We start from the raw sequence: 14,388 nt of genomic DNA, 5'->3' as shown, positions 1-14,388 counted from the left end.
CATGGGGATCAGGACGGTTCCGCAAGGTTACGCCTATACGGTCGAACGTTTCGGACGCTATTCCCGTACTTTAAGTCCGGGCCTCGGGCTGATCATTCCTTACATGGAACAGATCGGCAAGAAGGTGAACGTCATGGAGCAGGTTCTCGACGTTCCCAGCCAGGAGGCTTTCACCCGTGACAACGCGGGCGTCAAGATCGATGCCGTTGCGTTCTTTCAGGTGCTGGATGCCGCGCGGGCATCCTATGAAGTGTCCAATCTCAATCAAGCGCTTCTCACCCTCACCATGACCAATATCCGAACGGTCGTGGGATCCATGGATCTCGACCAGCTCCTGTCCCACCGGGACGAAATCAACGAGCGTCTCCTGCGGGTCGTGGATGCGGCTGCCTCGCCCTGGGGCGCGAAGGTCACCCGCGTCGAGATCAAGGATATCGTGCCGCCGGCGGACCTTGCCGGCGCCATGGCGAGGCAGATGAAGGCCGAGCGCGAGAAGCGCGCCGCCGTGCTCGAAGCGGAGGGCATGCGTCAGTCGGAGATCCTGCGGGCCGAGGGCCAGAAGCAGTCCCAGATCCTGGCCGCCGAAGGCCGCAAAGAAGCAGCGTTCCGCGACGCCGAGGCCCGCGAGCGCCAGGCCGAGGCGGAAGCAAAGGCGACCACCATGGTCAGCGAGGCGATCGGCGCGGGCGATCTCTCGGCGGCGAATTTCCTCGTGGCGGAAAAGTACGTCGATGCCATCAAGGCCCTGGCGACGGCTCCGAACCAGAAGGTCGTGATCGTGCCGATCGAAGCGGCCGGCCTTGCCGGAACCCTGGGCGGGATCGCTGAAATCACCAAGTCAGTTTTCGGCGACGGCGGGCCCGCAAGGCCGGCGCGAAGCGTTCCCACCGTGGTGAGCGGAACCGAGCGCCCATGATCGCGAGCGCCTTCGCGGGCCTCGGTGCCTGGGCCTGGATCATTCTCGGTCTTCTGCTCGCCGGCGTCGAACTGATGGCGCCGGGTGTCTTCTTCATCTGGCTGGGGTTGGCGGCTCTCGCGACCGGAGTGCTCGATGCGGTTCTCGGCCTATCCTGGCAGGCATCGGCGCTTCTCTTCGCATTCCTGTCGATCGTTGCAGTGTTCGCCGGGCGTGCCCTGACCCGTCCGAAACTGCAGCCGGATACGCAGGCCGACTTCCTCAACCGGCGGGGACAATCCCTCGTCGGTCGCATCTTCGTCCTCGAGACCCCGATCAAGGACGGGGAAGGGCGGATCAAGGTCGACGACAGCTCCTGGCGCGTGACCGGCGCGGACCGGTTCGCAGGGGCGCGGGTGAGAGTTGTCAGGGTCGAGGGCTCGACCCTCGTGGTCGACGATCCTTAAGCAGCTCCGGCGCGCAGCAGGTCCAGATAGTGCACGAGGCCGACGGGGCGGCCGTTCTCGACCACGATCAGGGCCGTGATCTTCGAGCTTTCTTGGATTTCGAGGGCGGATGCGAGGAGGTCGTCGGGCGCGATGGTGCGGGGCGTTTTGGTCATCACGGCGGTCACGGGCAAGGTACCGAGTTCGGGCCGCAGGTTGCGCCGCAGGTCGCCGTCGGTGACGATGCCGGCGAGCGTACCGTCGGGGTGAACGACGATCACCGAGCCAAAGCCTTTGCGGCCGATCTCCTCGATGGCTTCGCTCATCCGCGCATCGATTCCGACGATCGGCAGGCGCTCGTTCTTGTGCATCACGTCGCGCACCAGCTTGAGGCGTGCCCCAAGCTTTCCTCCGGGGTGGAACACCCGGAAATGCTCCGCCGTGAATCCCCGCCGCTCGAGAAGCGCGACCGCCAGCGCGTCGCCGAGGGCGAGCTGCATAGTGGTGGAGGTCGTCGGAGCCAATCCGTTGGGGCAAGCCTCCTTGGCTTTCGGCAAGGTCAGGCAGAGATCGGCCGCATGCCCAAGGGTCGAGGCCGCGTTGGACGTCAGGGCAATCAGCGGAACCCGGAAGCGCTTGGCATAGCCGATGATGTCGGCAAGCTCCGCCGTCTCGCCGGACCAGGACAGGGCGATGATCACGTCGTCCGGCTGCACCATGCCCAGGTCGCCGTGGCTGGCCTCGGCGGGATGAACGTAGTGAGCCGGGGTGCCGGTCGACGCAAGGGTCGCCACCATCTTGCGGGCGATATGGCCGGATTTGCCGATTCCGGTGACGATCACCCGGCCTTGCGCGGCCGCAATCTTCTCGACGGACGCCGTGAAGACCAGCCCCAGGCCATCGTCCAAGGCATCCATCAGGGCGGTCAGGCCGTCCCGCTCGGTTGCAAGCGTCCGCAGGGCGGAGGACACGGCCTGGTCGGGGGAAGAAGGGAGAGGATGAGGTGTTGCCATGGCCGCCCGTCTAGCACGGGGCGGCCACCTGGCAAAATCGTGCCTGCGATCACTTCTGCCGCAGAAGGGCCTCGAGTTCCCGGCGGAAATCCGGGCCGAGATCGTCCCGCTCCAGCGCATAGGCGACATTCGCCATGAGGAAGCCGATCTTGGAGCCGGTATCGTAGGTCTGGCCGTCATACTTCATGCCGAAGAAGGACTGCTCCTTCATGAGGCGAATCATCGAATCCGTCAGCTGGATCTCATTGCCCGCGCCGCGCTCCTGCGTGGACAGAAGATCGAAGATCTCCGGCTGGAGGATGTAGCGGCCGGAAATGATGTAGTTGGAGGGAGCGGTGCCTTTCGGGGGCTTTTCCACCATGCCGGTAATCTCGAAGGTCTGGCCGAATTCCTGGCCGACCGAGACGATCCCGTACTGGTGCGTCTGGTCCTCCGGCACCTCTTCGACCGCGATGACGTTGCCGCCGTGCTTTTCATAGGCGGCGATCATCTGGGCCATGGAGCCGCGGCTCAGCATGTCGGGAAGGATGACCGCGAAGGGCTCGTCTCCGACGATCTCCCGCGCGCACCAGACCGCATGGCCGAGCCCGAGGGGCTCCTGCTGGCGGGTGAAGCTCGTCTGGCCCGCCTGAATCTGGTCCTTTGCAAGGGATTCCAGTTCCTTCGTCTTGTTGCGGCCCGCGAGGGTCTGGTTCAGCTCATAGGCAATGTCGAAGTGATCCTCGATGACCGCCTTGTTGCGACCGGTCACGAAGATGAAATGCTCGATGCCCGCCGCGCGGGCGTCGTCCACCACGTGCTGCACGACGGGACGGTCCACCACGCAGAGCATTTCCTTTGGAACGGCCTTGGTGGCCGGCAGGAAACGGGTGCCGAGACCGGCGACGGGCAGAACTGCTTTGCGGATGCGCTTCATGGAGTGAGCCATTGGGGCGAAGGATACCTAAGGAGAAACGGAGGAGGCGAACTGTCAAGGTTCGACGGGTCTATAACGCCTGAGTGAAGGTCTTGTTGCAATCAGGCGCATTTCCTTTTGCGGCGGCGGATCTGAATTGGGGGTGAAGCGTTAGGGTTAAGCTGTAACAACATGGCTTTCGGGAGATACGGATGGCGGTTCTGGTCGTCGGCGGCGCCGGCTATATCGGCAGTCACATGGTGCTCGAGCTCTTGGATGCCGGTGAGAAGGTGGTCGTTCTGGACGATCTTTCAACCGGGTACCGATGGGCCGTGCCTCCGGCCGCGACCTTCGTTCTGGGCGATGCCGGCGATCAGGGTTTGGTGTCCCGCGTCATCGACGAGCATGGAATCGACAGCATCCTGCATTTCGCCGCCAGGATCGTGGTTCCGGAATCGGTTGCCGATCCGCTCGCGTACTATCTAAACAATACGGTGAAGTCCCGCGCGCTGATCGAAACGGCTGTCGAAAAGGGCGTTCGCCACTTCATCTTTTCCTCAACCGCCACGGTCTATGGCAATGCCGATGTGAGCCCGCTCAGCGAGGACCTCCCCGTCGCGCCGATCAATCCGTACGGCCGCACCAAGGCCGTGACCGAATGGATGCTGGAGGATGCCCACCGGGCCCACGGCCTGCGTTATGCGGTTCTGCGCTATTTCAATGTGGCGGGAGCCGATCCCAAGGGGCGTTCCGGTCAATCGACCCCCCAGGCCACCCACCTTCTGAAGGTCGCCTCCCAGGTGGCCCTTGGCCAGCGGCCCTTTCTCGAGGTCTACGGGACCGATTACGATACGCCCGACGGCACTTGCATTCGGGACTATGTCCAAGTCAACGACCTGGCTCGCGCCCATCTCGTCGCCCTCGATCATCTCCGTAAAGGCGGGGACTGCACCGTCATGAATTGCGGCTACGGCCACGGGGCGTCGGTCCTCGATGTGATTCGGGTGGTGAAGAGCGTCTCCGGCGTCGATTTCGAGGTCCGTTACAGTCCTCGCCGTGAGGGAGACCCCGACACGCTCGTGGCCAAGGTCGACCGGATTCGGGGCCTCGGGTGGCAGCCTCGCCATGACAATCTTGAGGAAATTGTCGCTCAAGCGTTGAATTGGGAGCGGGCTCTGGCGGAGCGGAAAGCCGCATAGGACCCCCCCTATCAACCAGCTTTTAACCTTCATAAGGTCGCATGGCGGGATTCTTGTGCCTGTCCTGACCGTGAGCGACCTTTATGAAGCAGCCCGTTCGCCTGGTTCGTCGCCTCCTTTGTGGCGCCCTTCTCCTCGGCTTGGCCCTGGCGGGAGGGCGGGAAGCCGTATTTCCGCAAGCGCATGCCCAGGCGCAGGGAAGCTTCCAATCCTTCGTCGAAAATCTGTGGGGCCCGGCAAAGGCCCGGGGCGTCTCGCGCGCCACCTTCAACGAGGCGTTTCGCGGGGTCGAGCCGGATCCCAAGATCATCGCCCTGACGAAAAAGCAGTCGGAATTCGTTCGGCCGATCTGGGAATACATCGAAGGTTCCGTCTCCGCGCAGCGTCTGGACCGGGGTCGGCAGATGGCGTCCGAGTGGTCTCGGACCCTCGACCTGGTCGAGCGGACCTACGGGGTACCGCGCTCCGTCGTGCTCGGCGTCTGGGGAATGGAAACCAATTTCGGCAGCTTCACCGGCTCGATTTACGTAGTCCGTGCCCTTGCGACCCTGGCGTATACCCGCTACCGCGGCGACTTCTTCAAGGAGGAGCTTTTGACGGCTCTGCAAATCCTGGAGAACGACCATGTCGATCGGGAAAAGATGCTGGGTTCCTGGGCCGGCGCCATGGGCCAGACACAGTTCATGCCCTCGAGCTTCATGAAATTCGCCGTGGACGGCAATCGGGACGGGACGCGGGATATCTGGACCTCGGTTCCCGATGCGCTGGCGTCAACCGCCAACTATCTGCGTCAGCAGGGATGGGAGCCGGGCCTTCCTTGGGGATTCGAGGTGAAGCTTCCGAAAGGCTTCGATTTCCGCAACCTCAGGCAGGGCTTTTCCAGCTGGGCCGCCCTTGGCCTGCGGCGGGCAGACGGAAAGGCGCTGCCTCGCTCCGGTGAGGCGTCCCTGTTCTTGCCGGGTGGCGCAAGCGGACCGAGTTTTCTGGTCACCGACAATTATGACGTGATCAAGTCGTACAATTCCTCCGATGCCTACGCGATGGGCGTTGCCTATCTGGGCGATCGGGTCATGGGAGGTATGCCGATCCAGGGCAACTGGCCCAAGGGCAAACCCTTGCTGGACAAGGAACAGCGCGAGGAGGTGCAGCAGCATCTGGCAAACCTCGGCTTCTATGACGGCAATGCGGACGGCAAGCTCGGCTCCAAGACGCGGGAGGCAGTTCGGAACTTCCAGCTCAGACGCGGCTTGGTTCCGGATGGCTATGCCGACCTCGCCCTTTTGCAGGAATTGCGCGCGGCCCGCTGACGGAGCCTCGGCAGGGCTCTATATAGGAAGCGGGTCCGCTCCGAGAGGGAACCGCCGATGAGGATGCCTTGCGCCCTGCGCCACCTGCTGATCGTCCTGCCGCTCCTACTGGTCGGCGGTAGTCTTTCGGCATGGGCACAGCCAGGCTACCCCCCTCCCTACGGGCCCTATGGCCAGCCACCGCCTCCAGGCTCAAGGGATATGCGGGCGTATCCACCCGGTTATTATCCCGGCAAGCTCGTCCAGCCGGCTCAGCCGCAACCGGGCTTCAGTTTCCGTCGTTTGTTCGGCGTGCCGGATGAACCGCCGCCTTCGTCGCGCAAACCCGTGGCGCGGCCGCGGCGCCCGGCGCCTCCCCCGGCCGCGGTGGCCCGCCAGGAAAAGCCCAAGACGAATGCCGCCACGCAGGTCGTCGTGTTCGGCGATGCGCTGGCCGGCGCCGCAGGACAGGGAATCGCGGATCTCTATGCGGATTCCGATGACGTTGCGGTCGTCCGCAAGACGAAAGAGGAAAGCGGCCTCCTGCGGGCCGACGCGGAGGAGTGGCCGAAATTCATCCGCGAGGTCCTGGACGGCGGGCAGAAGGCCAGCCTCGTGGTTGTCATGCTGGGGTCGAAGGACAGGATCTCCTTCAAGGATCAAAACGGTGACCACGAGCCCCTTTCGCCCGCATGGCGCGAAGCCTATCGCCAGCGGATCGATGGGGTGCTGAGAACCTTCAAGGAGCGCGGGATTCCGGTCATCTGGATCGGTCTTCCGCCCATGAAGAACGAGGCGATGTCGGAGGATCTCGTGGCCATGAACGAGATCTTTCAGGAGAGCGTCCATCGCAACGGCGGCACCTATGTGGACATCTGGCCGGGCTTCGTTGACGAGGACAGCCGTTATACGGCCACGGGCCCGGACATCGACGGGCAGCCGGCCAAGCTCCGGTCGAGCGATGGGGTTTCGTTCACGAAGGCGGGTGCCCGCAAGCTTGCCCATTTTGCCGATACCGAGATCAAGCGCATCATCTCGGCAAATCAGGTTGGAACGGCCAATGCGGTTCCGCCACGCCCGGTGGAGGGAGGGACCGAAACCTCCCCCACGCCTTCCTCGATCGAGGCCGCCATTCCGGCTCCTCCGGAAGCCGCGAGCCCCGTATCCTTGCCCTCGAAGCCCCTGATCGGGCCGGTTCTGCCTCTCAACCGCCCGGAGGTGACCCCCAGCGGCACGCTGATCTCCAGCAAGCCGAAGCTCTCGGGCGATCAGGTCTATCCGATCCAGCGGGCGCTGCGGGACGGCGTCGCCCCGAGTGCGCGACCTGGCCGCGCCGACGACTTCCGCTGGCCGCCACTCTAGGTGCCTTCAAGCCCGGTTGTGGCGGTTCGCGATATATCGTACCACTGCCGGGTGGCGATTGTTCACGTTGTCCGGACCCTCCTCATCGTGGCCGTTTTGCCCCTGTATTCAGGCATGTCCGAGGCCTGGGCCGAAGAGCAGGGTTCGGGTGAATGCGTGCTCGACGTGCCCGAACCCGTTTTCGCGAAGGGTGGGTTTGCGCTCGACGGCAGCAGGAGGGCGGCCCGGGAGACGCTCCGGCTCAACGGCACCGTCGTGGTTCATCTCGAACAGACCCAATGCGAATATCGGACCCAGATCTACACGTTCGCCATCAAGGGATTGCCGGAGGAGACAGAAATCACCGGGTGGCAATATCGAAAAGCCGTCGATCTTCTGTCCCTGCTCGAGGCCCGTTCAATTCCCAAGCTTAAATTCACGGCCGAAAAGAAGGCCCTGAGGGCTTATGAGCAGCTTGTCGCCGACGCAAAGCCCGACGTCGATATCAACATCAGGCCGCCCCATGACCAGTTCTCCGAGCTGATCTCCGTATCCGCGCAAACGGGCGGGCAGGACCATCGCATCACGGTCAAAATCTGGAGCGGTCCATATTAGGCACTCTGCATGAAGCAGGCGCCGAAATCGCCCGGCATGGCTCGGGCGATTTCGGCAACACCTTGGAGGAGCCCTCGAGATTATCGGGGCAGAGCGCTCGATCCCGTCAGGAATTCGTCGATGGCGCGCGCAGCCTGCCGACCCTCGCGGATCGCCCAAACCACCAGAGACTGCCCGCGCCGCATGTCGCCTGCGACGAACACCTTGTCGCTGGTCGTCCGGTAATCCTGATCGCTGGCCACCACATTGCCGCGGCGATCAACGGACACCCCGGACTGCTCCAGGAGACCCTCTTTCACCGAACCGGCAAAGCCGATCGCCAGGAACACGAGATCCGCCTTGAGGATGAATTCCGAACCGGCGACCGGCTGGCGCTTCTCGTCCACACGGGCGCATTGGACGCCGATGACACGGCCCTTCTTGCCTTCGATGCCGAGGGTCGCCGCCTGGAACTCGCGCTCCGCGCCTTCCGCTTGGCTCGACGAGGTTCGCATCTTCGTGGGCCAGTAGGGCCACACGGTCAGCTTGTCTTCCCGCTCGGGCGGCTTGGGACGGATATCCAGCTGGGTCACCGACAGAGCGCCCTGGCGGAAGGCCGTGCCGACGCAATCCGACGCCGTATCGCCGCCGCCGATCACCACCACGTGCTTTCCGGCGGCCAGGATGGGCTCGCCGGTGAAGTCCTCCTGGCCCACGCGCTTGTTGGACTGCGTGAGATACGGCATGGCGAAATGAACGCCCGCGAGATCCTGCCCGGGAAGCTTCGGGTCGCGCGGATCCTCGGCGCCGCCGGCGAAGAGCACCGCGTCGTACTCGTTGTGGAGCGAAGCGAAGCTCTTGGTCACGCCGACATTGACGCCGCAATGGAACACGACGCCTTCGGCCTCCATCTGCTTGACGCGCCTGTCGATATGGTACTTCTCCATCTTGAAGTCGGGAATGCCATAGCGCAGCAAGCCGCCCGGCTTTGCCTCGCGCTCGTACACGTGCACCTCGTGGCCGGCGCGGGCGAGCTGCTGAGCCGCCGCAAGGCCCGCCGGGCCTGAACCGATGACCGCCACGCGCTTGCCCGTCGATACCTCGATCGTTTCCGGCTTGATCCAGCCCATCTCCCAGGCCTTGTCGGCGATGGCCTGTTCGATGGTCTTGATCGTGACGGGCTGGTTTTCGAGGTTGAGCGTGCAGGCTTCCTCGCACGGGGCCGGGCAGATGCGCCCGGTGAATTCCGGAAAGTTGTTGGTGGAGTGCAGGTTGCGCGCTGCTTCTTCCCAGTCGTTCTGCCAGACCAGGTCGTTCCAGTCCGGGATCTGGTTGTGCACGGGACAACCCGTCGGTCCATGGCAGAAGGGAATGCCGCAATCCATGCAGCGTCCCGCCTGCTTCTTCAGGTCGTTGTCGTCGAGCGGCAGCGTGAATTCGCGGAAGTGGCGAACGCGTTCGCCCGCGAGCTGATACTTCTGTTCCTGACGGTCGTATTCGAGAAAGCCTGTGACCTTGCCCATTGGAAGTGCCCCCGATCCTTATTCCGCTGCCTGCAAGGTGCGCAGCCGATCCATTTCCTGAAGCGCGCGGCGGTACTCGACCGGCATCACCTTCACGAACTTCGTCCGATAGGTCGCCCAGTTGTCGAGGATCTCCTTGGCGCGCGCCGATCCCGTGTAGGTGTGGTGGTTGGTGATGAGCTGCATCAGCCGCTCCTCATCCGAGCCCGACATGTTGGCGAGAATGTCGATCCGTCCCTTGGTTTCCAGATCGCCGCCATGATGCAGCACACGCCGCATCAGGTCCTCTTCTTCCTCGACGGGCTCGAGATCGACCATGGACAGGTTGCAGCGCTTGGCGAAGCTGCCGTCCTCGTCGAGCACATAGGCGATGCCGCCCGACATTCCGGCCGCGAAGTTGCGTCCCGTCTGACCGAGCACGACCACGAGGCCGCCCGTCATGTATTCGCATCCATGGTCGCCCGTGCCTTCCACCACCGCAATGGCGCCGGAATTGCGCACGGCGAACCGTTCGCCCGCGACGCCGCGGAAATAGGCCTCGCCCGCGATGGCGCCGTACATGACCGTATTGCCGACGATGATCGAGCGCTCCGGCACGGCTTTCGTCGTGGCCGCCGGCCTGATGATGAGCTTGCCGCCGGACAGTCCCTTGCCGACATAATCGTTCGCTTCGCCCTCGAGAGCCAGCGTCACGCCCGCCGCAAGCCATGCGCCGAAGCTTTGGCCGGCTGTCCCCTTGAGCTTCACGGTGATCGTGTCGTCCGGCAGGCCCTCGTGGCCGTAGCGCTTGGCCACCTCGCCCGAAAGCATGGCTCCCACCGCGCGGTCGGCGCTGCGGACCGTCTCCTCGATCACGACAGGCTCGCTGTTCTCCAGGGCCGGACCGGCCTTGGCGATGAAGGCGCGATCGAGCACGTTGGCGATCGGGTGGACCTGACGCTCCGCATGGCGGATGGCGACCTCCGGCCCGACCTGCGGCTTGAGGAAGAGCCGCGTGAAGTCGAGGCCCTTCGCCTTCCAGTGGTCGATCACCGCGTTCTTGTCGAGAAGGTCGGACTGGCCGACCATTTCGTCGAGGGAGCGGAAGCCCATTTGGGCCATCAGCTCACGTACTTCCTCGGCCACGAAGAAGAAGTAGTTGATCACGTGCTCGGGCAGGCCCTTGAACCGCTTGCGCAGCACCGGATCCTGCGTCGCGACACCCACCGGGCAGGTGTTGAGGTGGCACTTGCGCATCATGATGCAGCCCGCCGCGATCAAGGGCGCGGTCGAGAAGCCGTACTCGTCGGCGCCGAGCAGGGCGGCGACCACGACGTCGCGTCCCGTGCGCAGGCCGCCGTCGGCCTGGAGCGCCACACGGCCGCGCAGGCGGTTCAGCACGAGCGTCTGCTGCGTCTCGGCAAGCCCGATCTCCCACGGAGAGCCGGCATGCTTGAGAGAGGTGAGGGGAGAGGCTCCCGTCCCGCCTTCGAAGCCCGAAACCGTGATGTGATCCGCCCGCGCCTTGGCGACACCTGCGGCCACCGTACCGACGCCCACTTCCGAGACGAGCTTCACGGACACGTCCGCCGACGGATTGACGTTCTTCAGGTCGAAGATCAGCTGCGCCAGATCCTCGATGGAATAGATGTCGTGATGGGGCGGCGGCGAAATCAGGCCGACGCCGGGCGTCGAATGGCGCACACGGGCGATCTTGGCATCCACCTTGTGGCCCGGAAGCTGGCCGCCCTCGCCGGGCTTGGCGCCCTGTGCGACCTTGATCTGCATCATGTCGGCGTTGACGAGGTATTCGGTGGTCACGCCGAAGCGGCCGGACGCCACCTGCTTGATCGCCGAACGCTTGGAGCGGCCATCGGGAAGCGGCTTGAAGCGTTCGGGCTCCTCGCCGCCTTCGCCCGTGTTGGACTTGCCGCCGATGGTGTTCATGGCGAGCGCCAGCGTCTCGTGCGCCTCCTTCGAGATGGAGCCGAAGGACATGGCCCCCGTGGAGAAGCGCCTCACGATCTCCTGCGCCGGCTCGACCTCCTCAAGCGGCACGGGAGCGCGGCCGGTTTCCTCCGCGAGCTTGATGCGGAAAAGGCCACGGATGGTCTTGAGGTTGTTTTCCTGCTCGTTCACGAGCCGGGCGAACTCACGATAGCGGTCATGCGCATTGAGACGCACCGCGTGCTGCAGCGTCGCCACCGTGTCCGGATTCCACGCATGCCCCTCGCCGCGAATGCGGTAGGCATATTCACCGCCCACGTCGAGCATGTTGCGATAGACCGGAGCATCGCCAAACGCGTCCCTGTGGCGCTGCACGGTCTCCTGTGCGACCTCGTCCATGCCGATGCCTTCGATCATGGTCGCGGTGCCGAAGAAATCGCGGTTCACGAACTCGGACTTGAGGCCGACCGCATCGAAGATCTGCGCGCCGCAATAGGATTGATAGGTCGAGATGCCCATCTTCGACATGACCTTGAGCAGGCCCTTGTCGATCGCCTTGATGTAGCGATGGACGATTTCGTCCTCGTCGACTTCCGGCGGCATCTCGTCCTTCATGGACAGGAGGGTTTCGAAGGCGAGGTAGGGATTGATCGCTTCCGCGCCGTAGCCCGCAAGGCAGGCGAAGTGATGGATCTCGCGCGGCTCGCCGGATTCGACCACGAGGCCGACCGATGTGCGCAGACCTTTGCGGATCAGGTAGTTATGAACGGCGGCGGTCGCGAGCAGCGCCGGAATCGGGATGCGGTCCGGCCCCACCATGCGGTCGGACAGGATGATGATGTTGTAGCCTCCGTGAACGGCGGCCTCGGCGCGGTCGCAGAGCCGGTCGAGAGCGCCGTCGAGAGCCGAGGCCCCGAGCTCCGCCGGATAGGTGATGTCGAGGGTCTTGGTGTCGAAGCGGTCCTCGAAATGACCGATGCACCGGATCTTCTCCAGATCCTCGTTGGTGAGAATCGGCTGGCGCACTTCCAGGCGCTTGCGGCGCGACGTGCCCTCGAGATCGAGAATGTTCGGGCGCGGTCCGATGAACGACACGAGGCTCATGACGAGCTCTTCGCGGATCGGATCGATCGGCGGATTGGTCACCTGCGCGAAGTTCTGCTTGAAATAGGTGTAGAGCAGCTTCGACTTGCTGGAGAGCGCGGAGATCGGCGTGTCCGATCCCATGGAGCCGACGGCCTCCTGTCCCGTGACGGCCATGGGCTGCATGAGAAGCTTCAGGTCTTCCTGCGTGTAGCCGAAGGCCTGCTGGCGATCGAGGAGCGACACGTCGGTGCGCGATTCGCGCGCCTGCACGGGCTTGAGATCTTCAAGCACGATCTGCGCGCGCTTGAGCCAGTCCTTGTAAGGATGAGCCTCCGACAGCTGGCGCTTGATCTCGTCATCGGACACGATGCGTCCCTGTTCGAGGTCGATCAGCAGCATCTTGCCCGGCTGCAGACGCCACTTCTCGACGATCTTTTCTTCCGGAATCGGCAGCACGCCCATTTCGGAGGCGAGCACCACGAGCCCATCGTCGGTCACGAGATAGCGGGCAGGCCGCAGGCCGTTGCGGTCGAGGGTCGCGCCGATCTGCTTGCCGTCCGTGAAGCACACGGCCGCAGGCCCGTCCCACGGCTCCATGAGCGCGGCGTGATACTCGTAGAAGGCGCGCCGGCTTTCATCCATGAGCGGATTGCCGGCCCAGGCCTCGGGGATCAGCATCATCATGGCGTGCGCCAGCGAGTAGCCGCCGCGCACCAGGAATTCGAGGGCGTTGTCGAAGCAGGCCGTATCCGACTGGCCCTCGTAGGAGATCGGCCAGATCTTCGAGATGTCGTTGCCGAAGAGGTCGGAATCGACGGATGCCTGGCGGGCCGCCATCCAGTTCACGTTGCCGCGCAGCGTGTTGATCTCGCCGTTATGGGCAACCATGCGATAGGGGTGGGCGAGCTGCCATGTCGGGAACGTGTTGGTGGCGAAGCGCTGATGCACGAGCGCGATGGCGCTCTCGAAACGCGGGTCCTGGAGATCGAGGTAGTAGTTTCCGAGCTGCGTCACCAGCACCATGCCCTTGTAGACGATGGTGCGAGAGGACAGCGAAACTGGATAATAGCCCTCCGTGCGCGGGTCCTTCATGTCGTAGACCGCGTTCGAGATGACCTTGCGGGCCAGGAACAGGCGGCGCTCGAAGGTCTCCGGGTCGTCCATTCCCTTGCCCTTGCCGACGAAGATCTGCCGGTGCAGCGGCTCGGAGGCCTTGATGCTCTCGCCGAGATCGCTGGAATCCACGGGCACGTCGCGCCAGCCGAGCACTTGCAGGCCTTCGTCGGCGATCGCCTTCGTGACGATCTCTTCCACGAGCTTGAGGCCTTCGGGATCGCGCGGCATGAACAGGTGGCCGACACCGTACTCGCCCGCCTCGGGCAGCCAGATGCCGAGCTTGGCGCATTCCGCCGAGAAGAACTTGTGCGGGACCTGCACCAGAATGCCGCAGCCGTCGCCGGTCTTGGGGTCGGCGCCGACAGCGCCGCGGTGGTCGAGATTGAGGAGAATCTGCAGACCCTGCTCGACGATCGCATGGGATTTGCGGTTCTTCATGTCGGCGATGAAGCCGACCCCGCAGGAATCCTTCTCGTTTGCCGGATCATAAAGACCCTGCCGGATCGGAAGCGCCGGATCGCGTACGACTCGGACCGTATCCGTCGTGGCGGCCGTGCGGCTCGAGGCTTCGGTCGTCAGGCTCATCATCGGCACGTCGGTCATTCCAGATCCTCGCATCCAGGCGAACAGGTCATAAGGTTCGTTCGAGGCGGGTTTCGGGACCGCCGGATGTCGGTGAAGATCCGGAGCCCGCCGCTTCTTGCGTTTCTTGGAGGGTCGGGATCCTGGCAGGGGAGCCCGCTCCTCGCGGGCTGCCTTGGGCTTGAATTCAGCCCAGAGTCGCCCGTTCCGCCCACGTTTTGCGGGCAGTTTTATTGGTATCTCGTTTCGTTCGCGTCGAGCGAAGCATCAAGAAAACCTCAGGGACGAAAGAGCGCAGGCGCTCAGATGGGACAGCATCGCTGTCCTAATGCATGCAAATTGCCAGAACTCAGCCATCGGCACAAGAGGGTTTAGAAAAGTTTTAGACAAAAGTTTCAAGCGGAGCCTTCGGAATGTAACAAAGGCATGCTTTGGGCGCTGAGGACGAAAGGCTTCTCCGATGGGTCAATGTCCTTGACTTGATCG

The 14,388-nt window shown here is 63.8% G+C and carries 10 protein-coding genes; 6 read left to right on the top strand and 4 right to left on the bottom strand.

Features of this window, described 5'->3' with window-relative positions; translation table 11 throughout:
* Position 1 precedes the first annotated feature (1 nt).
* Both LJD17_RS17925 and LJD17_RS17920 read left to right on the top strand, forming a co-directional pair.
* The gene (locus LJD17_RS17925) at positions 2-916 is read left to right on the top strand and encodes an SPFH domain-containing protein (protein WP_227385625.1); all 915 of its coding nucleotides are present in this window, start codon (positions 2-4) and stop codon (positions 914-916) included.
* On the top strand, positions 913-1,362 hold the full coding sequence (locus tag LJD17_RS17920) for an NfeD family protein (protein WP_227385568.1): 450 nt from the start codon (positions 913-915) through the stop codon (positions 1,360-1,362). The genes LJD17_RS17925 and LJD17_RS17920 overlap by 4 nt, the downstream gene beginning before the upstream one ends.
* Here the strand turns inward: LJD17_RS17920 and LJD17_RS17915 are convergent.
* On the bottom strand, positions 1,359-2,354 hold the full coding sequence (locus LJD17_RS17915) for a KpsF/GutQ family sugar-phosphate isomerase (protein ID WP_227385567.1): 996 nt from the start codon (positions 2,352-2,354) through the stop codon (positions 1,359-1,361). The genes LJD17_RS17920 and LJD17_RS17915 overlap by 4 nt on opposite strands.
* Positions 2,355-2,403: 49 nt before the next feature.
* Positions 2,404-3,270: a UTP--glucose-1-phosphate uridylyltransferase GalU gene (galU, locus tag LJD17_RS17910; protein ID WP_227385566.1), complete on the bottom strand. Its 867-nt coding sequence runs from the start codon at positions 3,268-3,270 to the stop codon at positions 2,404-2,406.
* A gap of 191 nt (positions 3,271-3,461) precedes the next feature.
* On the opposite strand from galU, the gene galE reads away from it, so the two are divergent.
* From galE to LJD17_RS17890, 4 genes are all read left to right on the top strand, one after another.
* Entirely contained in the window at positions 3,462-4,448 is a 987-nt protein-coding gene (gene galE / locus LJD17_RS17905) for a UDP-glucose 4-epimerase GalE (protein WP_227385565.1), read from the top strand.
* Between the two features lie 83 nt (positions 4,449-4,531).
* Positions 4,532-5,755, top strand: a complete 1,224-nt coding sequence (locus LJD17_RS17900; RefSeq protein ID WP_227385564.1) for a lytic murein transglycosylase — start codon at positions 4,532-4,534, stop codon at positions 5,753-5,755.
* A 57-nt stretch (positions 5,756-5,812) separates the two neighbouring features.
* Entirely contained in the window at positions 5,813-7,096 is a 1,284-nt protein-coding gene (locus tag LJD17_RS17895) for an SGNH/GDSL hydrolase family protein (protein WP_227385563.1), read from the top strand.
* 87 nt (positions 7,097-7,183) lie between these two features.
* Positions 7,184-7,690, top strand: a complete 507-nt coding sequence (locus LJD17_RS17890) for a hypothetical protein (protein ID WP_227385562.1) — start codon at positions 7,184-7,186, stop codon at positions 7,688-7,690.
* A gap of 80 nt (positions 7,691-7,770) precedes the next feature.
* On the opposite strand, the gene LJD17_RS17885 is transcribed toward LJD17_RS17890, so the two are convergent.
* Both LJD17_RS17885 and gltB read right to left on the bottom strand, forming a co-directional pair.
* Positions 7,771-9,192 (bottom strand): glutamate synthase subunit beta, encoded by a 1,422-nt coding sequence (locus LJD17_RS17885; protein WP_227385561.1) that lies wholly within the window; start codon positions 9,190-9,192, stop codon positions 7,771-7,773.
* Between the two features lie 18 nt (positions 9,193-9,210).
* Positions 9,211-13,938 carry a glutamate synthase large subunit gene (gene gltB, locus LJD17_RS17880; RefSeq protein ID WP_406600836.1) on the bottom strand — a complete coding sequence of 1,576 codons (4,728 nt, stop codon included), beginning with the start codon at positions 13,936-13,938 and terminating at the stop codon, positions 9,211-9,213.
* Positions 13,939-14,388 lie beyond the last annotated feature (450 nt).

This window comes from Microvirga rosea, assembly GCF_020595095.1.
In the GTDB taxonomy this organism is placed as follows: Bacteria; Pseudomonadota; Alphaproteobacteria; order Rhizobiales; family Beijerinckiaceae; genus Microvirga; species Microvirga rosea.
Note: the sequence above shows the minus strand (reverse complement) of the source record. Positions and strands in the feature narration are given on the sequence as shown.